This window comes from Nocardia sp. NPDC050630, from assembly GCF_044457245.1.
In the GTDB taxonomy this organism is placed as follows: domain Bacteria; phylum Actinomycetota; class Actinomycetes; order Mycobacteriales; family Mycobacteriaceae; genus Nocardia.
In genome coordinates, this window is sequence record NZ_JBITGN010000005.1 from 199,804 (window position 1) to 226,059 (window position 26,256).

18 protein-coding genes are annotated in these 26,256 nt (G+C 65.7%); 6 read left to right on the forward strand and 12 right to left on the reverse strand.

What is annotated here, in order from left to right:
• Nucleotides 1-202 precede the first annotated feature (202 nt).
• The 11 genes from ACIBG0_RS15910 to ACIBG0_RS15960 form a co-directional block, all read right to left on the reverse strand.
• Nucleotides 203-1,765 (reverse strand): PfaD family polyunsaturated fatty acid/polyketide biosynthesis protein, encoded by a 1,563-nt coding sequence (locus ACIBG0_RS15910; protein ID WP_397033045.1) that lies wholly within the window; start codon nt 1,763-1,765, stop codon nt 203-205.
• On the reverse strand, nt 1,762-3,681 hold the full coding sequence (locus ACIBG0_RS15915) for a beta-hydroxydecanoyl-ACP dehydratase (protein ID WP_397033047.1): 1,920 nt from the start codon (nt 3,679-3,681) through the stop codon (nt 1,762-1,764). Before ACIBG0_RS15915 ends, ACIBG0_RS15910 begins: the two co-directional genes overlap by 4 nt.
• A complete protein-coding gene (locus tag ACIBG0_RS15920) occupies nt 3,678-10,226 on the reverse strand; it encodes an SDR family NAD(P)-dependent oxidoreductase (RefSeq protein ID WP_397033049.1) in 6,549 nt (2,182 codons plus the stop codon). The genes ACIBG0_RS15915 and ACIBG0_RS15920 overlap by 4 nt, the downstream gene beginning before the upstream one ends.
• Nucleotides 10,227-10,255: 29 nt before the next feature.
• Nucleotides 10,256-10,855, reverse strand: a complete 600-nt coding sequence (locus ACIBG0_RS15925) for an SGNH/GDSL hydrolase family protein (RefSeq protein ID WP_397033050.1) — start codon at nt 10,853-10,855, stop codon at nt 10,256-10,258.
• A 64-nt stretch (nt 10,856-10,919) separates the two neighbouring features.
• On the reverse strand, nt 10,920-12,170 hold the full coding sequence (locus tag ACIBG0_RS15930) for an NAD(P)/FAD-dependent oxidoreductase (RefSeq protein WP_397033051.1): 1,251 nt from the start codon (nt 12,168-12,170) through the stop codon (nt 10,920-10,922).
• Between the two features lie 41 nt (nt 12,171-12,211).
• On the reverse strand, nt 12,212-13,888 hold the full coding sequence (locus ACIBG0_RS15935; RefSeq protein WP_397033052.1) for an AMP-dependent synthetase/ligase: 1,677 nt from the start codon (nt 13,886-13,888) through the stop codon (nt 12,212-12,214).
• 88 nt (nt 13,889-13,976) lie between these two features.
• Nucleotides 13,977-14,909: a LysR family transcriptional regulator gene (locus ACIBG0_RS15940; RefSeq protein WP_397033054.1), complete on the reverse strand. Its 933-nt coding sequence runs from the start codon at nt 14,907-14,909 to the stop codon at nt 13,977-13,979.
• A gap of 223 nt (nt 14,910-15,132) precedes the next feature.
• A complete protein-coding gene (locus ACIBG0_RS15945; RefSeq protein ID WP_397033056.1) occupies nt 15,133-16,395 on the reverse strand; it encodes a cytochrome P450 in 1,263 nt (420 codons plus the stop codon).
• Between the two features lie 91 nt (nt 16,396-16,486).
• Complete coding sequence (locus tag ACIBG0_RS15950; RefSeq protein WP_397033058.1) at nt 16,487-17,842, reverse strand: FAD-dependent oxidoreductase; 1,356 nt, start codon at nt 17,840-17,842, stop codon at nt 16,487-16,489.
• A gap of 157 nt (nt 17,843-17,999) precedes the next feature.
• Complete coding sequence (locus ACIBG0_RS15955) at nt 18,000-19,265, reverse strand: cytochrome P450 (RefSeq protein ID WP_397033060.1); 1,266 nt, start codon at nt 19,263-19,265, stop codon at nt 18,000-18,002.
• Nucleotides 19,262-20,500, reverse strand: coding sequence for a cytochrome P450 (locus tag ACIBG0_RS15960; RefSeq protein ID WP_397033061.1), 1,239 nt, complete (start codon nt 20,498-20,500; stop codon nt 19,262-19,264). The genes ACIBG0_RS15955 and ACIBG0_RS15960 overlap by 4 nt, the downstream gene beginning before the upstream one ends.
• 225 nt (nt 20,501-20,725) lie before the next feature.
• Between ACIBG0_RS15960 and ACIBG0_RS15965 the strand changes: the two genes are divergently transcribed.
• The 6 genes from ACIBG0_RS15965 to ACIBG0_RS15990 are packed head-to-tail and all read left to right on the forward strand — an operon-like array spanning nt 20,726 to nt 25,658.
• Nucleotides 20,726-22,375: an AMP-binding protein gene (locus ACIBG0_RS15965; RefSeq protein ID WP_397033063.1), complete on the forward strand. Its 1,650-nt coding sequence runs from the start codon at nt 20,726-20,728 to the stop codon at nt 22,373-22,375.
• 24 nt (nt 22,376-22,399) lie between these two features.
• Nucleotides 22,400-23,188, forward strand: coding sequence for a ferritin-like domain-containing protein (locus ACIBG0_RS15970; RefSeq protein ID WP_397033065.1), 789 nt, complete (start codon nt 22,400-22,402; stop codon nt 23,186-23,188).
• 3 nt (nt 23,189-23,191) lie between these two features.
• Nucleotides 23,192-23,719 carry a PaaI family thioesterase gene (locus tag ACIBG0_RS15975; RefSeq protein ID WP_397033066.1) on the forward strand — a complete coding sequence of 176 codons (528 nt, stop codon included), beginning with the start codon at nt 23,192-23,194 and terminating at the stop codon, nt 23,717-23,719.
• Complete coding sequence (locus ACIBG0_RS15980; protein WP_397033068.1) at nt 23,716-23,976, forward strand: acyl carrier protein; 261 nt, start codon at nt 23,716-23,718, stop codon at nt 23,974-23,976. Before ACIBG0_RS15975 ends, ACIBG0_RS15980 begins: the two co-directional genes overlap by 4 nt.
• Nucleotides 23,973-24,806, forward strand: coding sequence for an SAM-dependent methyltransferase (locus ACIBG0_RS15985; RefSeq protein WP_397033070.1), 834 nt, complete (start codon nt 23,973-23,975; stop codon nt 24,804-24,806). Before ACIBG0_RS15980 ends, ACIBG0_RS15985 begins: the two co-directional genes overlap by 4 nt.
• A gap of 9 nt (nt 24,807-24,815) precedes the next feature.
• Nucleotides 24,816-25,658: an acyl-ACP desaturase gene (locus ACIBG0_RS15990; RefSeq protein ID WP_397033072.1), complete on the forward strand. Its 843-nt coding sequence runs from the start codon at nt 24,816-24,818 to the stop codon at nt 25,656-25,658.
• Between the two features lie 47 nt (nt 25,659-25,705).
• Here the strand turns inward: ACIBG0_RS15990 and ACIBG0_RS15995 are convergent, their stop codons facing one another.
• Entirely contained in the window at nt 25,706-26,221 is a 516-nt protein-coding gene (locus ACIBG0_RS15995) for a PaaI family thioesterase (RefSeq protein ID WP_397033073.1), read from the reverse strand.
• Nucleotides 26,222-26,256: the final 35 nt, after the last annotated feature.

Below are 26,256 nucleotides of genomic sequence, written 5' to 3' on the forward strand. Positions count from 1 at the left end.
CCGAAGACCGGGACGATGCCCTCGGATGATTCTGGCTGCGCTCGGGCAGCCGCTTCGGGAGATCCGACGAAGTTCGGTACGCAGGGCACGATCGGCCAGCCGGACCGCACCGAATCAGCGTCGAGCTCGGAATACACCGCGAGCGGAGATTCCGAGCTCAACGCGGATCCGGATCACGCCGACGGCGATCTCGCCGCGCTGGTCAGCGCTGCTGTATAGGTCGCGGCACGAAGCGGGTGCATTCGGCTGGTAACCGCACGCCTGCCGTGCGCAGTTGGGCGATCCGGGTGAGGTAGGCCGCGCCGAGCATCATTTGGTCGGCGATCTCGGATACGTGGCGGTTGTCGAGGACAGCGAGGTAGGTTCCGGCGGCCCAATTGTTGAAGCCGCCCATGGCAGGGCCACACCAGATTTGATAGTCGGGGGTGCGGTCGGCTTCACCACGGATGCTCCAACCGGAGGACAGGCCGAGGTACCAGCGGAATACCAAGGCCATTTTGCGTTTCGGATCTTCGGCAGCGCCGAGCAATTGCGCGGGATCACGTTCGGTGAAGTAGGTGACGCAGTCCTGCCAGACCGTTTCGAGTGGCCGTCGGAAGAGGGTGGCTTCGAGATCGCGGCGTAGGTCGGTGGGGATGTCGTCCAATCCGGTGTAGGCGCGATAGGTGTCGTACAAGCGTTGGGCGCGGGCGGCGAACATGGTGCCTCGACGCAGGACTTGGACCTGTACACCGAGTTCGAACATGTCGGAGGATGGTGCCATTGTGCAGTCGGCGAAATCCGCTCGGGCGAGTAGTTGTTTGGTGGTTTCGCACTGGGCGGCCTCGCGGGTGGCCTGATTGATCGAGCCGGTCACCACGTAGGCGGCGCCGAGTGCGAAGGCGGCCGCGGCGGCAGCGGGGGTGCCGATGCCGCCCGCCGCGCCGATCCGTACCGCCGCCGCTGCGGGGACCGTAGTGGCGATTCGATCGCGCGCGGCGACCAGTTCCGGGAACAGCACGAGCAGTGGTCTGCGATCGGTGTGGCCGCCGGAATCGGCTTCCGCGGTGATGTCGTCGGCCATCGGCACCCGCTCGGCCAGGCGGGCCTGTTCCGGTGTCAGATCACCGGATTCGACCAGTCTGCGGAGCAGATCGGCAGGTGCAGGGCGCAGAAAGGGTTCGGCGACCTCGACTCGGGACACCTTGGCGATCAGGCGATTGCGCACCTCGAGCCGACCGTGCGGGTCGCTGCTGAGCCCGGCCGCCCGGTATCGCACGACCTCGGTGGTCAGTCCCATGAATGCCGAGGCCTCGACGCAACGCACGCGGTGCCGCAAGCAGGAATCGACAATCGCGCGTTCCAGCGCCGGTTCGGACGGACTGTGAATCAGGTTACAGGCAAAGGGCTTTCCCAGCGCACCGAGTTCGGCCAGCGCCGCATCGACCGCAGCGGGGGCCACCCCGGCCGCACCATAGGAGGCCAGGTAGCCCGCCCGCGCCATCGCCGTCACCAAAGCCGGTGCGGCGATGCCATTGGCCATCGCACCCGCCGTGTATGCCGAGCCGACACCGTGGGTCGAGCGGAACCGCTTGTCCCCGAGCGACTCCGGCGGCAGCGGCGCGACCGCCGTGAGCACCTGCGATCGGGCCGCGACCGCGGCATCCGAGGTCGCGCCCATCCGGCCGTCGTGCCGCACGATCCAGCACGGCTGCCGTACGTCGAGCAGTACGGCCGTGATGTCGACGGCGGTCTGCGCGACGACGCTGGTTGACGATGCGGTCACGACCGCTCCTCTCGCGCACCGAGTTCGACCGCGAGGTCGATGAGTTCGTAGATCCGCAACCCCGGCTTCCACAGCGAACCGTCCGCGATGACCGTGACACCATCTGCGCCCCTGCGGATTTCCTTGATGTGCGCCTCCAGCCGAACAGTTGCATCGGTCGGCAGGAACTGGCCGCGGTAGCGCCAGGTGAAGGCGATATCGCTGGGAATGCGGAAGACCGGATCGGCGATCGCGTCGGCGAATCCGGCATCGAGCATCCACTCCTGGATGGCGTGGATGACCGATTCCACCCCGAGCGATCCCGGGATCACCGGGTCCAGGTGGAAGTGGCGGGCGAAATACCAGTCCGACGGGTCGATTTCGCGCAGCGAATGCAGATAGCCCGCCTTGTATTTTCCGCCGCCGTCGACCACGTCGACCCGGTCGATCAGTGCCAGGGTGCGGCGCGCGCACAACCGCCCGTTCGGAACCGCTCGGCGAGCGGCGACATCGATGGTGCGGGTGGCTTGTGGATGCTCGTCCAGCCAGGTCGGGACGGACCGCCCTGCGTCGAGGCCGGTTTGGTTCGCCAGTGCTTCGTCGCTGAAGTACCCGAACATGGTCTCGCCGGTGTAGAAGGGTTCTCCGTCCACGCTCAGCGTGTAGTCGAAATTCTGCAGTGATGAGCCGGGCAGGATCGTCGTCGACAGCAGGCGCGAGGTCTGCTCGATAGTCTTGTCCCGCAGATCGACCTGGCGCAGAACGGTTGCGGTGCCACCGAGGTTGCGCAGGCTCAGAGTGACCCCCGGCTGGGTGAGGGTGGGACCTGCGTAGTAGCCCATCAGCAGTGCCGCCTGCAGCGAGGTCTCCATGTACACGAAATGCGGCATCGATTCGTTGGCGGTATCGCCGTAATACCAGGAATCGGCGGGTGAGTCGTATTCGGTGCGGTACGTCGCGGCGTCCAATTTGCCACGAGCACCCTCGAATTCGAGTACGCGGTCGACTAGGAGCAACCCGCCCGTCGGCAGGCGGGTTGCTCGCACGCCGGTGTATTCGGCGAACTCGGTCCCCATGGCGATGGCTTGGTCGCCGCGGGCGAGGTGTGTCATGTGGAATTCGTTGAGCAGTAGGCCCGGGACCGCGGCGCCTGGACCCACGCCCGTGCCCGTTGCTTCCGCCACCGTCACGGTGACTTCCAGTGGAACAGAACCCGTGACAGACGCGGTGCCGGTGACATGCGGACGGGGTACCAGGTCGATTTCTGTGACAATGAATTCGACCGTGCCAGTGCGGCTTTCGGATGCGGCCGGTTCGCTGACCAGGGTGCTTCGCGAGAGGCACAGCTGCATGCCGGTGAAGAGTGCGAATACCTCGGCCGCCTGTACTGCGGCCGCTCGTACATCACCGTCGAAATGCGCTACCACGCGGCCGTTTCCGGTGCCGCCGCGCAGTTCGATTGTTACGACCTCGGTGAGGGCCAAGGGGTCCGCCGCCGCTAGCCGCGCCACGGATTCGACGCCGGAGCGCCGATATCCGAATACACCGCCGGCATCGCCCTGGGTGAGGCGTACCAGTGCTGCCCGATCAAGACTGGTACGGGTCGTGCGAGCTAGAGGTTTGAATGCCCACTCCGGTGCGGCGGAGATGCGCGCACTCGAGATTGACGAGTTGCTGTGGCCCTGGCCCGCCAACGGGACCTGTGGGTGCACCGTCCGCTGCCACATAGCCCGTTGCAGTGCGACCTGGGCGGTCAGCGCGGCGCGGTGGGCGGCGACGACGCCCGAACGGATCTCGGTGAGAGGTCCCGCAGTTTGCGGGCGTGCCTTTGCTGCGGCGGTCGAGGTTGCTACCGCCTGGGTTTCCTGGGTCGTGCCCTTGGCCGCGGCAGCACCGACCGGATCGAATGGCACCCCGTCGAATTCGAGCACCGTCATGCCGACCACCCCCGCACCGAAGCCTGGAATTTCGCGGTCAGATCCGGCGTCGTCACCACGGTGACATCCGAGAAGCGTTGTAGCACTGTCCCATCCGATGTTGTCGCGGTGGCGTCGATCCGGACATCGAAGCTGCCTGGCCGTGGGTTGTCCACGGTCAGCAGGAACGGCTCCTCCGTGGGCAACTGCCGGTAGTAGTCGACCCGGCCGACGCCTAGTGGCAGACAGGCTGCCCCGAGGAGTCGGTAGCCCAGCACCGGTGGCCCCTGCAGGATCAGGTCAGCGAGGATCGGGTCGTGCAGGCGACCGGCGTAGGCACCCTCGGCCACTCGCGCGGTGGGCAAGGCGCAATCGAATACGATCACCTCGTCCGAGGCCGCGAGTACCGTACGCAGCCCCTGAAGGGCGGGCGCGTGGAATTGGATGGCATCGCGGTAGATATTCGCGTCGCTGACCGATCCGGTCGGGATCGCCTTGGTTGGCGGCTGATCCGGTTCGGCAGCCAGCAGCAACGTCGCCCGGAAGTGCAGCGCATCGTCACTACGGACGGTCGCGCTGACCAGCATTCGACCGCCGACCGACGCACCGGGGACGAGTTCGAGTTCGAGTTCATCCACCGGATGGTCGAACACGATTCCCTTGAGGACCTCGAAATCCCTGGCACCGATAACCGTTCGACCGGGAAGGCTGCGCTCGGCCAGGTTCACCATCGCGCCGATACCGAAAGTGGCTGGTAGCACGATATGTTCGCCGATTCGGTGCGCCTGGATAATCGGATCGTCGGTGAGCCCGGTGATGATCCGCCGGGCCTGCATCGCGGGTGGTTCGACGGTCGTATCGCCCGTGAGGCTTTCGGCTGGACCGATCAGTACTACCGCGTCGTCGCAGCGGTCCGCGGTGAACTGTTCGGTGAAGGCCGCCGCACCCGTTTCGGGGTCCAGCAGGGCGATGCCGCGAGCGTGGAAATGCTCGCGCAGTTCGGGCGTCACCATGCCGCCGTCCCAGGCCCCCCAGTCGATCGCGGTGACGTGGCAGTCGGGATGGCGTCGCCGATAGCTCAGCGCGAATCGAGACAGTGCTTCGTTCGCCGCGGCGTAGTCGGCCTGACCCGCATTGCCGAATAGCCCGGCCACCGAGGTGAACAGCACCAGATGCCGAAGTTCGCCGAGCGCGGCCAGTACGGTGGCCAGCCCGGAGATCTTGGGATCCAGCACCCGCTGAATGGATTCAGCCGACTTATCGGTGAGCATGGAGTCCGCCAGCACACCTGCCCCGTGCACGACGCCGGTTATGGTGTCGCGCCACGGTGCGAGTGCGGTGCGCGCCGCCGCTTCGTCGGTGGCATCGACAGCTAGATACTCTGCCCGCGAACCCAATTCGGTCAGTGTTCCGCTGATTTCGCGGGTAGACCGCACTTGTGCGCACGCACGCTCGATATCGCGTGGCTTCGCTCCGGTGCCGACCAGTGCGCGCACCGCCGCGGCCTTGAGTTCGGCATCGGGAACGCCCGCAGCCCAGTCGGGTTCAGGTGACAGCTCGGAGCGCCCGAGGAGCACGAAGCGCGCCTCGCTGCGCTGCGCAAGCGCACGGACACATGTGGCGGTAACGCCACGCGCGCCACCCGTGACGAGCAGAACATCCTGTGCCGTAAGCACACTCGGCCCTTGCTCGTGAAGCACGAGGCCTATTGGACGGGCGGACGCGTGCACACTCGGCACCAGCGTCCTACGCTGCTCCGCCGCATCGATACCTACCTCGAGCGTGTCACATGCGGCATCGTGCAACTCTGCGTTGACCAGCTCGGCCAGTCGCGCCGCTGTGATTTCCGGATCGATATCGAGTGCCCGGCAGAACAGCTGGGGCTGTTCGGCCGCAAGGGTTTTCACGACACCGCCGACTCCGCCGAGCAGCGCGGCAATCGGACCCGCCGTGCCGAGGAAGCCGAGGCGACCATCGAGCCGGGTCACCGTGACGAACGCCGCCCGACCATCGGTCTTCGCCAAGCGCGGCACCACGTGACTTGCGGTCAGCACGGCGGCGCCGAGCCACCGCTGCGCGGCCTCCCAATCGGCGAACTCACAGCTCAGCACCGCGATGCAGATATCGACGGAATCGAGATCCGACAGCCCTGCCGAATCCGTACGATGCACCGACCAGCCCTGCTCGGTGAGCATGGATTCGATGGCGGCGCAGTCTGCGTCGGCCTGGCCGGTGAGGTCGACCAACGCGACCACACCGCCCTCGCGATACGGGGCAACCGCCCGATCCAGTGCCGGCAGGGTGATCAGTTCGACGGCATACCGCGGCGTTTCGGCCGCGGCCTCAGCTTTTGGGTGGACATCACCACCCACCGACGTCGCGAGCTCGTCGACGATCTGATCCACAGTGCGTAGCGTGCCGAGCTGCTCCGGACCGAGGCTGGGTAATTCTGGAAACCGTTCCTGCAGCGCGCCGATCACCTGGACTCGCTTGATCGAATCGACGCCGAGGTCGGCCTCCAGATCCATCGACGGATCCACCATCTCCACCGGATAGCCGGTCTTCTCGGCCACGACCTCTCGCAATGCGATCCGCAGGTCGTCACCGCTGGGTGCGGCGGCCGACGCGCTTGCGGCACCGACTGTGGGTGCGGCCGCCGCAGCAGTCCAGGCAGCGCCCCTAGGCGCAGCGGACCCGGTACCACCTGCGGGTGCGGCGGCCGCAGCAGCTCCGGCAGCAACCGTGGGGGCGGCCGCCGCGGCAGTTCCAGGAGCCGCCGTTGGTGAAGCTGTGACGGCTCCGGCACCAGCTGTGGGCGAAGCCGCCGTAGGAGCACCAGCCAGCCCGGAGACTGTCCCGTCCCCGAACAAATCCGCGATCTGATCGAGCGTGCGCAGCGTCCCCAACTGCTCCGGACCCAGATCGGGCAGCTGCGGAAACAGCTCCTGCAGCGCACCGATTACCTGAACCCGCTTGATCGAGTCCACCCCCAAATCGGCCTCCAGATCCATCGACGGATCCACCATCTCCACCGGATAGCCTGTCTTCTCGGCCACGACCTCGCGCAACGCACTCAGCAGTGCCTCGGCGGATGTCGGAGAGCCGGATACCGCGCCGGACGCGCCACCCCCAGCCTCCGCGGCAGCCGCGCCACCATTGGCCTGGAACTCGGGAGCAGTCGCAACACCACCGTTGAACTCCGAAGCGACGGAGGTGCCACCGTTGAACTCGGGAGCAACCGGCCCACCGTTGGTGGAAATCCCCGAATACCCCGCCCTGATTACGGCAGCATTCGAGCTGTCCACATCCGTCGAAGCCAACGGCCGCCGCTGCGGGGCCGACTCGATCGCCGCCTGCCGAGTGGACTCCACCCGCCGCGTCACGGCCGGTGTCCGCGCAACAGGCGCGAATCCACCCTCCAGCTCCGCCAGCTGCGCAAGCACTTCACTTGCTCGCGAATGACTTTCACTGATCGCGACACCGTGATCCTTCACGGCTTCGATCGCCCGCAAGGTCGCCTCGTCGAGCGATCCACTGCCGAGCGCACCGGCCAAGCCGCGTGCCATATCCAGCTGTCCGTCCAGGAACTGACGGTGGGTCTGTAGGTGCTGCACGAGCGCACTGTCGAGCGCGTCCGACTCGTAGGGCTGATACACAGTCGTCTCCGTAGGTTCGGCGAACGTCGCTGCCACCGGCAGCGTTTCGGGCTGAGGATCGACCACGGTGTCGACCGGAGTCGGTGCGGAAACACTGACTCGATAACCGTCGTCGAGTGCGGCCGCATACGCCGCGCGCCTACTCTCGGGCACGTACTCCGGCGCCGAGATCGTCACGGTCATCGCACGATTCGAGGCGCGCGGGGCTGGCAGAGGCGCGGCATACCGATTGATTCCGTGCAGGCCGAAGCCGAGCACGGCCAGCCGCACCGCCGCCCGTACCAGCGCGAGATCGCTATTGCCGATGGGACCGGAATCGGCCGCGATGGCGATGACATCGTCTCCGAGGGTGCGCCGCACCAATGAGGTCAGCACCTGCTTCGGTCCGAATTCCACGAATACCGTGCAGCCATCGGCGTGCATCGCGGTCAGCGCGGCGACGAATTCGACCGGCTTACTGAGCTGTTCGGTCAGCAGTGCCCGATTGGCAACCACATCGTCGCCATAGCGAGCGTCGGGGGTATTCGCGTAGACCGGCGCGTCGGGCGCACCGATCGTCACCGCCGCGGTCGCGTCGGCGAACGCGTCCACCGCATGCGCCACATACGGTGTATGGAACGCTCCCGACACCGGCAGGGCCCGAGTCGCCACCCCTCGCGCACCGGCCTGCTCGACCACGGCGGCGATCCCCTCCGGCCCGCCGCCGACCACGACCTGATCGGGCGCATTGTGATTGCAGATCCAGACATCGTCGATACCGGCGAGTAGTTCCTCGGCGATTTCCCTCGACGCACCGAGCGCCACCATGGTCCCGGCCTCGACACCTGCTGCCGGTGTCATCGCCGCCCCGCGTGCCCGGGCCAGGGCGAAGAAGTCCTCGGTAGCGACCGCACCGGAGGCCCATAGCGCGGTGAGTTCACCGAAACTGTGCCCCAGATATCCATCCGCACGGAACCCGCACTCCGCCAGCGCCTGGAACTGCCCCGCCGATAGCGCACCGATCGCGGGTTGCGCGAATTCGGTTCGGCGCAACGCCTTTTCCTGTTCCGACGAGGTCTCTTCATCGAAGGCTGGGGGCGGGAACACCACTGACGACAGCCGCACCGGCGCTCCGGTGAATGCGATATTGGCCGCGTCGAAGGCGGCCCCGACAGACGGATTGCTCAGCACCGCATCCGATCCCATATCGACGTACTGACTGCCCTGCCCGGCGAACAGCGCACCGATCCTGCGCTCCGGCAGTGCCGCCGCCCGGAAGTACACGCCCTCCGGGTGATCCCACGCCACGGCCGCGGGATTGCGCACCAGTTCGTCCACCGCCAGCGCCCGCAGGTGCGCGGCATTCTCATCGTCTACCGAGACGAATCCGATGCGCGCGTGATCCTCCGGAATATCGCCGCCGTCGATGCCATCCACGCTGCGAACCGCGTCCACCAGTCCGGCCACATCGGGCGCATGCCACAGATGGGCCCGCGCCGTGCGATGCAATACCGGTCCGCGAACGGAGTCGGCCTCCTCCAACACGACGTGGAAGTTGGTGCCACCGAACCCGAATGCCGAGGCGGCGGCCCGACGCACCGGCCGCTGTGGATCCCGGATCCACGGCCGAGTCCGGGTATTCACGTAGTAGGGCGCGTCATCCGGTGCGATCTCCGCATTGGGTGCGGCCACATTGATGGTGCCCGGCAACACCTTCTGATGCAGTGCGAGTGCCAACTTCATCACCGAAGCGGTACCCGCGGCGCCCTTGGTGTGCCCGATCTGCGACTTCACACTGCCGAGCGCCGCGAACCGTGGCTCCGAAGTTGCTTCGGACAGTAGTGATTTCAGCGCGGTCAGTTCGGTCTTATCCCCGACTGGTGTACCGGTCGCATGCGCCTCGATCAGCGCGACATCCGCAGGTGAGCAATCAGCATCGGCATATGCACGATCGAGCGCGACCCGCTGGCCACCCGCGCGCGGCGCGTAGATGCTCTTGGCCCGGCCATCGCTGGAGGAACCAAGGCCGCGGATCACGGCATAGATTCGATTGCCGTCGCGACGTGCGTCTTCCAGCCGTCGCAGTGCGAGCATGGTAATGCCCTCGCCGAGCAGCGTGCCGTTCGCATCGGCGGAGAACGGGCTGATCTGTCCGTTCGCCGACAGTGCGCCCACCTTGCTGAAGCACATATAGATGAAGATGGTGTTCTCGGTATCCACACCGCCGGTGATCATCATGTCCGCCCGGCCGTCCTGCAGTTCGGCAATCGCGGTCCGCAGCGCGGCAAGCGATGCCGCACACGCCGCATCGACGGTGCAGTTGATACCGCCGAGGCCGAGCCGATTGGCGACCCGGCCCGCGGTGATATTGGCCAGCAGACCCGGGAACGAATTCGCTTCCCACGGCGCGAAAGCCGCGACGAACTTATCGGCGATGGCATCGGCGTCGGTATCGGAGAGCCCGACCGAGCGCGCCGCCTCTTTCAACACCGGTGTCGAAAGGCGCGCCGCCAGTGGATGCATCAGCGGCACCGGTCCGGTGGTGCCGAGCACGACGCCGGTCTTGCCCGGGTCGTACCAGGTGGAATCGACCGCGCCCGCATCGATCAGCAGATCGCGCGCCACGCCGAGACTGAGCGTCTGCATGGTGCTGGTGACTTCGAGTTGATTGGGCGGGAGCCCGAATTCCACTGGGTCGAAGTCGATATCGGGCAGGAACGCGCCGCGACGCGAGTAGGTCTTATCCGGGGCATCCGGATCGGCGTCGAAGTAATCGTCGAGGCTCCAGCGCGAGGCGGGCACCTCGGTGGTGCAGTCCACGCCCTCGACGATGTTCTGCCAATACTCTCGATGGTTGTGCGCGTTGGGCAGCAGCCCGGACATCCCGACAATGGCGATCGGGTTGCGCGCCAGGCGTCTGTCGTCTGTCACGAAAGTTCCTCTCGAACCGGGTGGAAAGATCAGGCGGCGACGGTGGTCGCGGTACGCGATGCGATGAGCTCGGCCGCACCCGCGGCGAACATGTGGTGACCGAGCGAGCTCGGGTGCAGACCATCGGCGGTCCACACCTCGGGCTGCTCCCACTCGGGCAGGGCGGCGATATCCAGCAGCAGCGTGCCGGTTTCGGCGGTGACGGCAGCCAGCACCGCATTGGCGAAGACGAACCGATCCCGCAGCAGTGCACGGAATCCATCGGGCACCGGCAAGCGAGCCGGAATATCCGGGTAGCTTGCCGTGAAAACCGTTGCGCCAGTGCCACCTAGCGTGTCGAACACCGTCCAAAGATTGCGTTCGAACCGATCCGAATCGAAATCGCTGACCAGATCGTTCACACCGACGACCACCCCGAAGAGACTTGCTCGCGTCGAAACAGCCAGGCGCAGTTGATGTTCGAGCACCATGCTGGTAGTGGCACCGTGCGTACCGAAGTTGCGCACAGCGGCCGGTCGCAGACCGAGCTGGCCGCCCAATCGCGACACCCAGCCGCGGTAACCGCCACCGGTCGCGGCGTCACCGCGACCCTCGACGAAGCTGTCCCCCAGTGCGGTTAGTCCGCTCACGACCGCACCTCACTGACGCTCGGCTCCGTTGTGCGCGATGCGCGCTGTGCCATGGTTCGCTCACTCATGCCGACACCCCATCCTTGGTGACATGCCGCGCGTCGACCGGGAAGTCGACCTTCTCGTACAGCTCGGTCAGCTCCTGCTCGCCGAAGTACTTCTCCGGCGAGTAGGTTCCGGCGATCAGCCCGAAGAACTTCTTCGAGTAGTCCTCGTCATAGCTGGTCGCGCGGAATACCGAGTCGTAGTACGGCGTCAGGGACAGCTCCGAAATGCTCCGTGTCAGTTCGTAAGTGCTGACACTTTGGGCGTCGCGTTCGACCTGGTACTCGGCAAGCGCCGCATCGAGCGGCCTGGCTCCGGAGAGGCCCTCGTCGACCAGATCGGCGAGCAGCTGGGCGTACTTGAAGGCGTCGGTAATGCCCCAACCGGTGAACGGGTCCTTGTGGTAACCGGCGTCGCCCACCAGTGCCCAACCGGGTCCGTAGGAGCGGCGACGGTAGTTGTCCGGGTAGAGCATGGGGCGGAACTGCTCGACCCGCTTGCCCGTATCCCGCAGGCGCGCACCGAGTTCGGGGTCGATCTGCTCGACGATCTCCTGCACACCGGCATCGGGATCGGTGCGGAAGTCGCGGAAACGGTCGCGCTTGCGCATCACCGCGACCAGCGAGAGTCCGTCATTGGTCGGCCACGCCGCGAACTGCTGCTCACCGAATCCGGTGCGGTGCTGCATGCCCCAGTCGACGCCGTCGTAGTAGGAGTAGTAGACGAAGCACGCCGCCGGGGAGCCCTCGTACACCTCGGCGCCGACCGCCTTGGCCACGGTCGAATTCGAGCCGTCGGCACCGATCACCAGACCGGCACGGAACTCCTGCTCGGCGCCGTCACGGACGCGCCCGCGGATGCCGACCACGCGATCCTCGTCGAACACCAACTCGGTGACGGAGAACCCGTGGATCACCTCGACGCCGGCATTCCCGGCCGCGTCGACCAGGATCTTGTCCAGCACGGTGCGGCGCGGGCAGTACACGGCGTCGATGCCGTCGGCCGCCACATCGGCGAAACCCTTGATGACGATGTCGGTGTAGGTGAAGTTCAGGTGCCGGATGGGCGGGCAACCGGAGGCCACCACCTGCTCCAGCAGACCCCACGACCGCAGCAAGCCGAGTCCGGCCTGGTGGATGTAGTGGGTCGAGGGAGTGTCGCTCGGGAAGGTGGCACGGTCCACGGCGAGGACCCGGTACCCTTTCCTGGCGAGCAGCATGGCCAGCGGGGAACCCGCGACCCGAGTTCCGACAACGATGACGTCGTACATATTCGCATCACTTTCCGGTAGTCGAGATTTCGAGATCGCGCCTATTGCGCGGGTTGGCGTGCCGGGTAGAGGTAATCGATATCGGTGGAATAAGCCGCGGCGATCGCGGCTCTGCGCAGTTTCCGAGACGAGGTGAGCAATCCGTCGTCAACGGTGAAGTCGCCATCCACAATTCGAAATGCGCGGATCGATTCCGCGCGGGAAACAAGGGAATTCGCATCGTCGATCGCGGTCTGCACGGCGGCCTCGAGATCACCGTTGGGATGGTTGCCGCGCCAACGCCGCAGCTGCACCGGATCCAGCGTCACCAATGCGGTGACGTAATCGCGGCCGTCTCCGACCACCATGCAGTTACTCACCAAGGGGTGCAGTCGCACCCGGTCCTCGAGCGGCGCGGGCGCGACATTCTTGCCGCCGGAGGTCACCAGGATCTCCTTCTTGCGGCCGGTGATGCGCAGATAGCCATCGGCATCGAGTCCACCGAGATCGCCGGTGTGCAGCCAACCTTCGTCGTTCACGACGGTCTGGTCCGCTGCCACGCCCCAATAGCCCGGCGAGACGTGCGGTCCGCAAACCAGCACCTCGCCATCGGCGTCCGCGATCGCTACCGAGGTCCCCGGAATCGGTCGCCCGACGGTGCCGAGCCGATTGGTTTCCGGGGCGCTGACCGTCACGGCGGTCGCCGCCTCGGTGAGCCCGTAGCAGTTCAGCAGCACCACACCGAATCCGGCGTAGAACGCGATCGTCGATTCGTCGAGCGAGGCGCCGCCGGAGATGACGTAGCGCAGCTGCCCACCGAGCGCGGCCGCAACCGGATGGTCGCACGGTTCCGGCGTCGCTCGGTCACCCAGCAATGCCAGGCCGCGCGTCACCGCTTCCTGCTCCTCGGTGCCGGACAGCAGGGTTCGGCAGTACTTGCGAATCTTCTCCAATCCGTAGGGAATCAGCGCCAGGAAGGTGGGCCGCAGCGTCGGCAGCAGCGGCACCAGATCCGGGATGCCGGGCAGTAGATGGGTGCGGCTGCCGCCGAACAAGCAGGCGAACAGGATGGTCTGTCCGAAGACGTGCGACAACGGCAGCGCCAACACGGTCGTGCCATCGAAGAGCGCACCGGTCTGCCGCACGGTATTGGCCGAGGACACGAACATATTGCGGTGCGTGATCAAGCATCCCTTGGCGACACCGGTGGTGCCGCTGGTGTAGACGATCATGGCCAGATCGTCGGCGTGCACCGTGGCGATGCGGGCATCGAGATCCGCGTCGATTTCGGTCGTCGTCAGCTCCGCGATCAGCGCGAAGGTCCAGACCTCGCCCGCACCGGCGGCACGCAGGCGCGCCGCATCGGATTCGTCCTCGCCGACGAAATACGCACTGCCGCTATCGCGCAGGATATGCTCGATCTGCGCCGCCGAGGAGGTCGGATACACCGGAACGACCACCGCGCCCAGGGCGAGCAGTGCGCAATCCAGCAGCGCCCACTCCAGACTCGTGCGGCCCAGGATCGCGACCCGATCCCTCGCTTGCACGCCACGCCCGGCGAGCGCCGAGGCCAGCGCTCGTGCCCGCCGGTCCACCTCGGCGCAGGTGAGTTGCGTCCCGTCCGCGCCGCACAGCGACTGCCGTCGCGGATGTGCCGCGGCCGCACCGGAAATCACCGAGTACAAACTCGCGTCGTCCGGTAGATCGATCCCGTTCTCGGTCACTGACACTGTATTCACAATGTCGAATTCTGGTCGGCGGCAACGAATTACGTCCCCGCCGATACAGAGGTTCCTACCGCGCGAATGTCATGGCCTATCGAAGGACTCAGGCCGAGAGCGCACGGGCAATATCTATACGGGCCGGTTCGGGGGAATCGATGCACTCCAGGAAAAACGAAACCGCCGGATTCGTCTCGTCGGTACGCCACACCGCGTACAAATCCAATGTCGGCACCGGATCGAACAGTTTGACCGCCACCGAGATACTGCCCGGCGCACCCATCCCCATCGAGATGGCACGCGGTAGTGAGGCGAATCCGACGAACGGACGCACCGATACCATATGCGCGGTCGCACCGGGATCATCGGCGGTATGCGCGACGGCCAAGCTGATCCTGGTGTCCGCGGCCGCGCGGAAGATGGAGTCGTACATGGCCGGACACTGTTCGCGGGCGAACAGCACACACTCCTGTCCGGCCAATTCGGCGAAGGGCACGCCGGACCGTTCGGCCCAGCGGTGTCTGCGCCCGACCACCGCCACCAGCGGAACCCGGTGCAGTAACCGGCGATAAGCGAAATCCGGGGTGCTCGGGTGGCCGTATACCAGCGCCAGGTCGAGCGAGCCGTCGGCCAGCGCCGCCAGCTGCGGGCCGGTGCGCTTCTCCCACAGCGACACCACGATATCGGGATGCCGTTCGGTCATTCTGGTTAGCGCATCCGGGAGCACGTGTCTGCTGGCCGGAAGGTTGTAACCGATATTGAGGGTGCCCGCGCGCCCCTCGGCGGTCGCCTTGGCGACCTGGGCGGCCCGGTCCATCTGGGCCACAATGATGCGGGCTTGACTCTCGAATTCTCGGCCCGCGGGGGTCAGTTTGACCTCGTGGGAGTTACGTGCGACCAGTTGCACGCCGAGTGATTTCTCCAGCTTCTGCAGCTGGGCACTGAGACTGGGCTGCGTGAGATGCAAGCGCTGCGCTGCGCGGCCGAAATGCAGCTCTTCGGCAATAGTGATGAATGAGACCAGATGTCGGAACTCCATGCCGCCGGCTCCTTATTCCGCGTACCCGAAACGTTAGCGGAGCCAGGTAACCGAGGATGAACCGCGATCGGACGGATATCGCCGAGACCATTGCGGCCGGGTGAACTGACCCCGGCGCGTGCGCCGGTGTGCTATCACAGGCCGCGACCATTCAGCATCCCGGAAACGATGGGCCGAGACAAGAGCGGACCCGGCGTGCTATCACACCGGGTCCGAGCACAATTCACTTGGCGGTGAACCTCGTCGGCAGGGCTTCCAGGCCACGAATGACCACATTCGGCTTATAGGGCGGTTGGTCCGAAAGCAGTTCGATATCACGCACTTTGCGCAACAGCACGTCCAGCAGTACCTCCATCTCCAGCAATGCCAGGGGTGCGCCGAGGCAGTAGTGGATGCCGAGACTGAAACCGAGGTGCTTCTTGGCCGGAGACATCGGATCGGAATACCTGGCCACGTCGACCCGGTCGGGATCGGGGAACACCGTATCGTCGCGATTGGCCGAATTGATCAGCACCACAACTCCTTCCCCGGTGTCGAACTCATGGCCCGCGACGGTGATCGGCCGTGTCGCGGCGCGGGTGGTGATCTGCACCGACGGCTCCAGTCGCAGCAGTTCGTCCGGCGCGGACGCGGTCAGCTCGGGACGTGCGCGCAGGACGGCGATTTCACCCGGATTGCGCATCAGCTGCAGCATGCCGGTGCCGATCAGATTGGCGGTGGTCTCGTGTCCGGCGACGAAGGTGGTGATGCACGTGGCCAGCAGTTCCTGTTCGGTGAGCACGTCGCCGCAGTCCTCGACCTGCGACAGCGCGCTCAGCAGGTCGTCCTTCGGATCGTGGCGCCGCTCGTTCAGCAACTCACGGAAATAGCCCATGAAGCCGCGCGAACCGGCGCTGCGAGCCTTCAGCGCCTGCTCGGGCAGCGTGTAGTCGTGATCGAAGCCGCGGGCCAGGTCCTGGGACCACCGGTGCACCTGCTCATATGCCTCTGGCGGCACACCGATCAATTCGCAGGCAATGATCAGCGGAAGCGGATAGGCGATCATCTCGACAAGATCGAATTCGCCTGCGGCCAGGGCATTGTCGACGAGCTCCTCGGTCAGCTCCTCGATGCGCGGGCGCAGCCTGGTCACCATGCGCGGGGTGAACCCCTTGGTCACTAGATTGCGCAGCCGCGTGTGGTCCGGCGGCTCCATCCAGAGAAATGAGGTGGGCAGTTCCTCGGGTGCGTCCTCCGGTGACACGGTGGGGTGCATCATCGCGGCCTCTTCCGCATGACTCCACGCGGTGGTCGACAGCACTGCCGTGCAGTCCTCATAGCGGGTCAGCAGATGGTGGCCGAGTGGAGTCTGATGCAACGGGCCCGCTTCGCGTAGGACCCGTGCCGGCGTGTACGGGTCGGGTCTGCCTTCGGGGCCGAATAGCTGAGCGATGGCGGTCTGGATGGCGGAATCCTGGCCCGCCACCGCCGTATTCGCATGCGACATATCAGGGTGGTCCCTTCTGTGCGGTGCACCGCCGAACTGGCGGTGCGTCCGGTCGGAATGTGGCGGTGCGGGGCGCGGCATTGCGGACCCGTCACCTCGTCGGTTCGATAGGGATCGGTGAACGGTCGGGGACCGCGGCGGACTGCGCGTTGGCGCGCAGCAGGATTCGGGCCGCCATTAACGGTCGCACCAGTGCCGCGGGCGGTTCGACGAGATTGGCGACCCGCAGAAAGGTCCGCGCGACCTGCGGATCGACATGCGCGACCCGGTGTGCTCTGGCGACATAGGCATTGATGAGGCGCGTACGGGTCGTGCGGGGGCCGATGACGCCCGGATGACCGAGGTCGGCACCGGCAGCGAGCTGCCACGCGACATCGACCACTTTGCCAGCGGCGCAGTAGTACCGGGCAGGTAGTCCGGCCTGGTCGGATTCCGCGCGCAGACATTCGCGTAAGGCAAGAGCCTGCTGTGCGGCCACGGCCATGCCCTGCGCGTACAGCGGATTGAAGCTGCACAGCGCGTCACCGAGAACCAGAAAGCCTTGCGGCACCGCGGAAAGCCGCTCGAAGCGGCGGCGCACGGGCGATCGGAACCGGTGCGGGACAGCGTCGTCGAGTGGTTCGGAGGTGGTGATGAGTTCGTGGATATCCGGTGCGGGCATGGTGGCGGCGAATTCGGCGAAGCCGTCCGGATCGGTCGGTGGATGATCGCCGAGCATTCCGGCCAATGTTATGTGCCAGCGCTCGCCCTCGACCCGAATCGCACCGCCGCCACGGCCATTCGGGCCGGTTGAGATGATCACCGATGAGTGGCCGCCCAATTGGCCCGGCCGCCAACGGAAGAGCCTGGAAGTGTAGCCGAGATCGACCTCGAGGCGTTCCTCCCGCGGTATCCGCGCTCCGAGAGCGGCCAGCCAGACGCTCGCGCGGGAGCCGCGGCCGGTCGCGTCGACGACGAGGTCCGTGGCATACGCCTCTGCCCCGTATCCGCCGGAGACCGACACCGCCCGGACCCGCGTGGCATCGCCGATGAGGCCGCGCGCCGTGCCCTCGCACAGGCGCACACCCGGTACCGCGAGTGTTCGCTGTCGCAGTACCTCTTCCAGTAGTGGTCTGGTCGCCATTACCGAGGTGAGGCCGGTTGATGTGGGTGCGACCCGCAAACCGCCTACGTACCAGCGGGTTCCGACCAATGCCTCCGCCGTGGTCGCGCCCCGGTCGGCCATTTCGGAGGTGAAACCCGGATACAGCTGTTCGATGATGGTCCGGCCGCGATCCAGCAGTCCGTGCAGGTGCCGTGCCTGTGGTACACCGCGTCGCATGGTGGTGCCAGCGACCATGTCGCGCTCGAAAATGGTGACCCTGGCGTAATGCTCGGAAAGCACCCGGGCGGCGAGCAATCCGGCGATGCCCGCGCCGAGCACCACCGCGTGCCGCCGCTCATTCATGCCTGCGCCTGCCCGGCGCTCAGCTCCGACACGACCGAGAAGATCGGAGATTCTCGGTACATCGTCGAGTCGATTCGGCACCGGTGCTGCCGAAACCGGTGGCCGAATCGCTTGCGGCACATCCCAGCGCGGTCGGCTGTGTTGATTGTTCGCTCGTTCACAGCGACACCGGCAGCGACACAATGCCGCGGTGAATCAGACTCGGCCGGTATTCCACGGTGTCGGTGGCGAGTTCGAGTTCGGAGGCCCGGTCCAGCAGGGTGCCGAGCGCGGCCTCCGCCTCGATTCGCGCGAGCGGCGCACCGACGCAGTAATGAATGCCGAGGCTGAAGCCGAGATGCTTGCGTGCCGGACGGTTTCCGGCGTAGCGGGTGACATCGAAGGTGTCCGCCTCGGGGTATACCCGGTCGTCCCGGCTGGCCGAGGCGGTGAGTACGACCACGCCGTCGCCGCGACGGAACTCGTGCTCGCCGACGGTGGTGTCGGCCAGAGCGACTCGGATGGTGAACTGGGTCGGGGCGTCGTAGCGCAGCATCTCGTCCAGCGACGGACCGATCAGCTCCGGATTGTCCCGCAGCAGTTGCAGCTGAACCGGATTGCGCAGCAGCGCGAGCATGCCGTTGCCGATCAGGTTGATCGAGGTTTCCATGCCCGCGACCAGCGTCAGCAGCGCAATCCCGATCACCTCGGGCTCGGTCAGCTGCGCATCGCTCACGGACACCAGCGCACTCAGCAGATCCGGTGTCGGATGCGCCTTCTTCTGCTGGATCAGCCGGGCGAAGTAGCCCATGCACTCCATTGCCGCGGTTCCGCGGGCGGCCACTTCGTCGGGGCCGAGCAGCGAATCCGGATCGCTGCCGCGCGCGATCGCCAGCTGCCACTCGCGAAACAGCGCACCATCGGCCGGATCGGCGCCGAGCAGCCGGACCGGCACCATCGCCACCGCAAGGGGTACCGCGAGATCATTGAGCACATCGAGTTCGCCACGCCGCACCGCCGCGTCGACCAGATCGCGGACAACCTGACCGGCGACCGGAACCATCTCCGCCATCAACCGTGGCGTGAACGCTTTCGCCACCAGCTTGCGATAACGGCCGTGTTCGGGCGGGTCCATTCGAACGAACGAACCGGGAATCGCCGCGGTGGTGTCCCGGAACGGGCTGATGCCGGCGGCATAGCCGTGCCCCCAGTCCGATCCGGTGAGGATGGCGGCGCATTCCTCGTACCGGGTGATCAAAGTGACCGGGACATCGCCGAATTCGTACGGAAAAAGCGCGGCGGCATCGCGCACCCGACGGTATGCCGGATACGGGTCCGCTCGCGCACTCGGATCGAAGGCATCGAAGGTGATCGGATCGGCTGTATGCCCACCCGTCGCCCGACCGCCGCCCCTCATCGAATCGCTCCGCGATACTGCGTTCATTTTCCCTCCAGCCGCACATGAAGTTCGGACATCCCGCGCACGACCACATTCGGTCGATACGGCGGCTCCTCGAGCAAGGTCATGGACGCGACGCGATCGGCAATGGCACGCAGCACGACCTGCATCTCCAGCCGGGCCAGCGGTGCACCGAGGCAGTAGTGCAGGCCGAGGCCGAAGGACAAGTGCCGCTCGGCCTTTCGGCCCCCGGCATACCGCGCGATATCGAACCTGTCGGCGTCCGGGAAGGCGCGTGAGTCGCGATTGGCCGAGGCCAGCAGCACGATCACCGCATCACCGGGTGCGAAGGTCCGGCCGGAGACGGTGATCACATCGTGCGCGGTGCGCGTGGTGAGGTGCACCGGCGCGTCGTAGCGCAGCACCTCGTCGACGGCCGATTCGCACAGCTCCGGGAATTCGCGCAGCCGCTCGAACTCCTCGGGATTGCGGATCAGCGCGAGCACGCCGTTGCCGATCAGATTGACGGTCGTCTCGTGCCCGGCGACGACGAGAATCAACAATGTGCCGAGCAATTCGGTGCGAGTCAGCCGAGCGCCCGCGTCATCGGCCTGCACGAGCGCCGTGATCAGGTCCGCGCGCGGAGATTTGCGCCGCTGCTCCACCAGATCGCCGAAGAACTCCAGGAAAGCGTGTACCGCCGCGGTGCGCGCGGCCAATTCCTCTGGCGAGAGCAGCAGATCCGGGTCGAGGCCGCGGGCGATGCCGGTCGAGATCTGGCGCACATGCTCATATGCCTCGACCGGAACGCCCAGCAGCTCACAGACCATGGTGAGCGGCAGCGGGTAGGCCAGCGCATCCAGCAGATCGACCTCGCCCGCGGCGAGCATCTTCGCGAGCAGATCCTCGACCAACTGTTCGGCCCTGCCCCGCATGCCGCTGACGGTGCGCGCGGTGAATGCCTTGCTGACCAGTCCGCGCAACCGGGTGTGCTCCGGCGGCTCCATCCAGAGGAACGATCCCGGTAGTTCGACATCGCTGTCGCCGTGCAGCAGTTGCGGTTCCTCGGCGTGGCTCCAGCGCGGATCCTGCATGATGGTCTGCGCCTCGTGGTGGCGGGTCACCAAATGCATATCGTGCGGTCCGGGTACAAATGGCCCCGCATCACGCAGCACCGCATAACTGTCATACGGATTGTGTCGCATATGCGGTGCGACGCTCTCGACGACCGCCACCTGAACCGGGGTCAATTCCTCGACCGCGGAATGGTCGGAACTCACCGGCAACTCCTGAATGAAAAGCGAAATGGACACCGGGCGAAAACAATTCCGGTCCATCGTGGCGCCGGCGCACCCGGCGGTACGGCGGCGATCACTCGTTCCTATCGCGCTATAGCCGGAATACCTTATCGGGCAACACGATTGAATGATCGCGGATGTTTATCGCAGACCGCAATTCACAATGCGTTCAAGGCGTTGTCACAATTCGCTGTTGTCGTGGCAGACATGAATTCTGCGGAATCGGTCGAAACGCTGCCGGGTCGACTGGCCCGGATCGCGGCCGCGCACCCCGAGGTGGCCGCCACATTCTGGTCGGTTTCGGAAAAACTGAGCTACGCCGAACTCGACCGGCTCTCCCGTGGCGCTGCCGCGGCGCTGGTCCGCCGTGGCATACGACGGGGCGAGCCGGTGGGCATACTGTGCCCGAACGCGCCCGAATTCCTGATCGGTCTGTTCGGAGTCGCGGCGGCGGGCGGTGCCGCAACTCCCCTTCCCCTGCCTGTCGGTTCCGCGCAGCTGAGCCGATACCCGCACAAGCTCGCGACCATTGCGGCGGCCGCCGGGATGCGCATCGTCTTGGTATCGCACCGATTCGCCGATTTGGCCGCTCTACTCGAAACCGCGGTGGACGTCGAATTGGTGGACACCGCAACGCTATTCACCGAGGTCAGTACCGCGCTGCCCGCGATCGATGCCGACGACCTTGCCATCGTGCAGTTCACTTCCGGCAGCACCGCCACCCCTAAAGGCGTTCGGCTGACCCACCACAACGCCCTCAGCGGCCTGGCCGCGATCCGAACCGGCATCGCGCTCGACCTGACCGATCAGGGCGGTTTCTGGCTGCCGCTGTTCCACGATATGGGCCTGTTCGGCACGTTGTCCGCGATCCTGCGCGGAATTCCCGCGCACATCTGGTCACCGCTGGCATTCGTCAAGAATCCGGCCCGCTGGCTGGCCGAATTCGCGACAAGCGGCAGCACGATCACCGCCATGCCGAATTTCGGCTACGAGGCACTGCTCAACGCCATCCCCGCGGACGAGGTCACCGACTTCGACCTGCGGCATTGGCGCATCGCCTTCAATGGTTCCGAACCGATTTCCCGCGATGTGGTCGATTCGTTCTGCCAGCATTTCGCGCCCGCCGGTTTCGCGCGCTCGACCATGTTCGGGGTCTACGGCATGGCCGAGGCGACCCTCGCCGTCGCCTTCCCGCCGCTGGGGCGGGAACCGCTGTTCGAATGGGTCGATCGCGCGGCACTCGCGGATGACGCTCGGGCACACCTCGTTTCGCCGGACGCCCCCGGGGCGCGCGCCGTGGCAGGTGTCGGCTCCGCCGTGGCCGATCTGCGGCTGCGCATCGTGGATCTCGGTACCGGCGAGACACTGCCGGATGGCGCTGTCGGCGAAATCCATATCCAGGGCCCCTCGGTCACGGACGGCTACCTGACCGCCGACCCGTCCAGCGTGGCCGGACCGCACACCGAAGGTTGGCTGCGCACAGGCGATCTCGGCTACCAGCGCGACGGTGAACTCTTCGTCACGGGCCGATGCAAGGACATGATCACCGTGCGCGGCGTCAACTACTACGCCCAGGATGTCGAGGCCGCCGTGTGTGACCTCGATGGCATCTACAAGGGCCGCTGCACCGCCGCGACCGATCCCAGCGGCGCGGATGTCATCGCGCTCATAGCCGAATCCGACTGCACCGGCGCGGCAGCAGATGCGCTGGCCGATCAGATACGCGGCCGCATCTCCACCGAGCTCGGGCTGGCGGCCGTAGCGGTGCATCTCGTTGCGCCACGCAGCATTCCACGCACCAGCAGCGGCAAACTGCAGCGCCTCGCCGCCCGCGACCTCATCTCCCCACGGCAATGATCTTCGACCGAACTGGAGCCTCCTGTGCACAGCTATGAAGTCTTCCGTCACTACGAACGCCTGCATTGGCGGCTGACCGATCTGGACCTCGACGCCGTCGACCACGCACTGGTCCGCCCCGAATACGTGACGCTGGCCAAGAGCGCGACGATGGGCGAATCCAATGTCATCGCCGCGGTACACGGCTTCATGAACGAATTCGTCGACGACTACGACTTCTCCACCTTCGCCGTGGTGTGGGGCTACCAGGAAGTGCAGCACCACTATGCCTTTCGCTCCTGGCTCGGTGCGGTCGGCGAGAGTGTGGACGAGAAGGCCGTCGATTCCATGCGCGAGCCGTACGCCCCCGGAACCACCCCCTCGGCCACCCTGGCCACCAATATCATCTCCGAACTCACGGTGAACCACATCTACCGCGCCGTCGCGAGCTGGGTGCAGGAGCCGGTGCTGAAGGGCCTGCTGCTCAATGCGAGTCGCGATGAGGCCGGACATGCCCGCGAGTTCATCCACTACGCCACCAAGCGGCTGGAGCGGCGCCCCGAGGAGTTGCCGTCTGTGCTGGAGACCCTGTACGTCTACAGCTCCGAGGCCAAGATCAAGCATCCGGTGAGCACCTTCAAGGCCGGTATCAGCGAACTCGGCGACCACGAGACCATCGACACCGGATTCGATCTGTTCCTCGGACAGGTAGCCGCCGAGGGCGAACTGGATGTGCTGCACGACAAGGTGCGTCGCACCTTCGCCACTATGACGGGCCTCGACCTGTCCTCCAACGCGAAGGTCCGCCGCGCCCTCGCCGACGCGATCGCCTAGCTCATGGAGCGACACAGCTCGGTTCAGGTGCCGTGGTCGGTGCTTCCGGATTACCACTGCTTCGGCTGTTCCCCGCACAACGCGTCCGGGCTGCGGCTCGAGTTCGAACCGCATCCGGACGGCCTGCAGGCCCGGTTCCGACTCGGACGCGGCTTCGAGTCCTACCCGGGCGTGGTGCACGGCGGACTCATCGGCGTGATCTGCGATGAGGTGATGGGCAATCTCATCGTGCTGGCCCGCCACCATCCCGCATTCACGGTCTCCCAACGCACCCGATTCATCTCGCCGCTGCTGGTCGACCACGAATACCACTGTGTGGCAACGCTATCGGAGTCGCATCACCCCATTCAGGCAGCCGCCGAGATCCTGGACGCCGACGGCACCGTCTGCGCCACCTCCAGCGCGGCCTATCAGCCGTTCGAACTCGATGCGGTCCGCCATCAACTCACCCTCCGCGACGACGAGGTCGCCCTGCTCTCGCACGCATTGACCACCGCGAATGCCCTCTCTTCGAATGGAGTTCAGCAATGACCAACACCGCCGACGACATCCTGCGCACCGTCACCGATATCGCCGCCACCGAGACCGGCATCGCCGAGGCCGAACTACGACCCGACGTCGACCTGCGCGGTATGGCGGGCGTCGATTCGGTGCGCGTGCTGCGCATGGTCGCCAAGATCGAACGCACCTACGACATCGAGTTGGAGGACCAGGACGTCTTCGGTCTCTCCACGCTCGCCGATGTCGTCAAGGTGGTCGATCGGGCCCTGCACGAGGCCGCGGCATGACCGTCACGGCCGATACCAACCAGCACTACGACCTGGATCCGGACATCTTCGGCCAGTTCCTCGACCCGCTGCGCAAATATAGTTCGGCACTGTACAACTCGCCGACCGACACCCTCGAACAGGCACAGCGGCAGAAGCTACACTTCGTCGCCGATCGGCTCGGCCTGCGCGGCGGGGAGCGACTGCTCGATGTCGGATGCGGCTGGGGTTCGCTCATCCTGTTCATGGCCGAGGAATTCGGTTGCGAAACAATGGGAATCAGCCCGGCACCGCGCCAGCACGAGTACATCGCCGAACAGGCCCTCGCGCGTGGTGTCACCGAACGGGTGCGCACCGAGGTCGGTCACTTCGAAGATCTCGATCTGCCGGTGCGCAGCTTCGATGCGGTGACTCTGCTCGGCTCGATCGTGCATATGCCCGACCTCGGCGGGGTTTTCCGGCGCGCACGGTCGGTGCTGCGGCGTGGTGGCGCACTCTATGTTTCGGAGAGCTGTTTTCGAAATGCCTCCGCCCGCAATGCGTTCGACACCCGCGTCGGCACCGAATTCGTCCGCGAGGACATCTTCGGCTGGGGTGATCTGCGCCCACTGTCAGAGTTGCTGACCGCCGCCGAGGACGCCGGATTCTCGGTCATCGCGGTGGACGATCTCACCGAGCACTACCGCCGCACCATCGATGACTGGATCGCAAATGTCCATGCGGCCGCCGGACGCATCGATGCGCACGGCCCCGGACTGGCCGCGAAGCTGCGGCATTACCTGGAGATCGCCAATGCCGGATGGGGTTATACGACCAAGCATTACGCGCTGACCTGTCGCAATGCCCGGTAGGAGAGGCAGATGAATATGGAGTCGGCACTGATTCCGGTCGATGAGGTGGCGGCCGCGGTCGACGGCTTCCTCGCCGCCTCCCCGGCCGCGCGGGCCTGGGATGTGGAGACCGCCTTCGACTGGTCGCTCGCCGATGCGGGTCGGCTCACCGATGGGCAGCGTTCGGCGGTGCAGTTCGTCACTCTCATCGAGGATCATCTGCCCGGCTATTTCGATGTATACCACCGGCATTTCCCGGTGGACGACACCGTGGATCGTGCCACCTTCATGCACAACCGCGAGCTCTACCACTTCACCGTGCGGTGGGCACTGGAGGAGGATACCCACGCACGGGCTCTCACTCGATACCAGCAAGCATCTGGAATCGCCGAACGTGACTCGCTGCGTGCGGAATTGGCGATCGAAGGACAGAAGCCGTTCGACCTGCCCTACGACCATCCGGTGCAGTTCTTCGCCTACGCGCTGGTACAGGAGAAGGCGACGCAGATGTATTACCAGCACCTGCGCGATGTGGTCGACGAGCCCGTTCTCGCAGCGGTTCTGGGGCGGTTAACTCGTGATGAGGCAAGGCATTTCAGCTTCATGGCCGACGTAGTCGGGCGGTATCTGCGGGTGCAGGGCGATGCGACCGTGGAACCGATCCGCGATGTCATCGCCAACTTTCGGATGCCACTGGCCGACACCATGCGCGGCTACTGGCGGTGGGCGCTGAAGATCGCCGATGTCGCCTCCTACGACCACACCGAGGCCTATGAGCATCTGGTGAAGGTGATCGACCGGACGGTGGATGCCAGATCCGACCGGCTCGATGAGTTGGTTCGCTTCATCGGCGAGTGCAACACGCTGACCTGACGAATAGCCCTGCCCCCCGATGCTCGGAGGCAGGGCTATTTGTTTCACTACTCCGGATTCAGCACCAGAATCGTGGTCGAACCATGCGCGATCAACTTGCCGTTCGCATCCACGATCCGCCCCTCCGCCGTCGCGGTGCGACGCCCAACGTGAACCGCAGTGGCCTCACAGGTGAGTCGCGATCCGTCCAATGTCACCGACCGAATGAAATTCACCTTCAACTCCAACGTCGTATAGGCCACGCCGTCACCGAGTTTCGTGAATACCGCACTGCCCATCGCGGTATCCATCAGCGTCGCGATCACTCCGCCGTGCACCGTGAACATGGCGTTGATGGTGGCCGGATTGGGATCCAGGTAATACCGCGTGTACCCGTCCCCCGCGGACTCCAGCCGAATCCCCAGCGACGCGCCGACCCCCAGATTCTCCTGCAGCCCCCGCTCGAATACGGAGGTCAATTCCTCGACGCGGTTGGCGACGGTGTGAGTATCGATGCTGGTCATGGCCTCTTCCTCCCTGGCGAACAATGCCAGCCCATTCGACCAGCGCCCGGTGAATTCCACCTGGCCACCACCCGCTGCATACCGAGCTTCGATCG

Bases quoted from the DNA above. Each gene is read 5' to 3' on its own strand.
- ACIBG0_RS15915 (WP_397033047.1), bottom strand. From the start codon at position 3,681: ATGACGGTGCTCGAATTCGACGGGGTGCCATTCGATCCGGTCGGTGCT.
- ACIBG0_RS15930 (WP_397033051.1), bottom strand. From the start codon at position 12,170: ATGTACGACGTCATCGTTGTCGGAACTCGGGTCGCGGGTTCCCCGCTG.
- ACIBG0_RS15940 (WP_397033054.1), bottom strand. From the start codon at position 14,909: ATGGAGTTCCGACATCTGGTCTCATTCATCACTATTGCCGAAGAGCTG.
- ACIBG0_RS15945 (WP_397033056.1), bottom strand. From the start codon at position 16,395: ATGTCGCATGCGAATACGGCGGTGGCGGGCCAGGATTCCGCCATCCAG.
- ACIBG0_RS15950 (WP_397033058.1), bottom strand. From the start codon at position 17,842: ATGAATGAGCGGCGGCACGCGGTGGTGCTCGGCGCGGGCATCGCCGGA.
- ACIBG0_RS15955 (WP_397033060.1), bottom strand. From the start codon at position 19,265: ATGAACGCAGTATCGCGGAGCGATTCGATGAGGGGCGGCGGTCGGGCG.
- ACIBG0_RS15965 (WP_397033063.1), top strand. From the start codon at position 20,726: ATGAATTCTGCGGAATCGGTCGAAACGCTGCCGGGTCGACTGGCCCGG.
- ACIBG0_RS15975 (WP_397033066.1), top strand. From the start codon at position 23,192: ATGGAGCGACACAGCTCGGTTCAGGTGCCGTGGTCGGTGCTTCCGGAT.
- ACIBG0_RS15980 (WP_397033068.1), top strand. From the start codon at position 23,716: ATGACCAACACCGCCGACGACATCCTGCGCACCGTCACCGATATCGCC.
- ACIBG0_RS15985 (WP_397033070.1), top strand. From the start codon at position 23,973: ATGACCGTCACGGCCGATACCAACCAGCACTACGACCTGGATCCGGAC.
- ACIBG0_RS15990 (WP_397033072.1), top strand. From the start codon at position 24,816: ATGAATATGGAGTCGGCACTGATTCCGGTCGATGAGGTGGCGGCCGCG.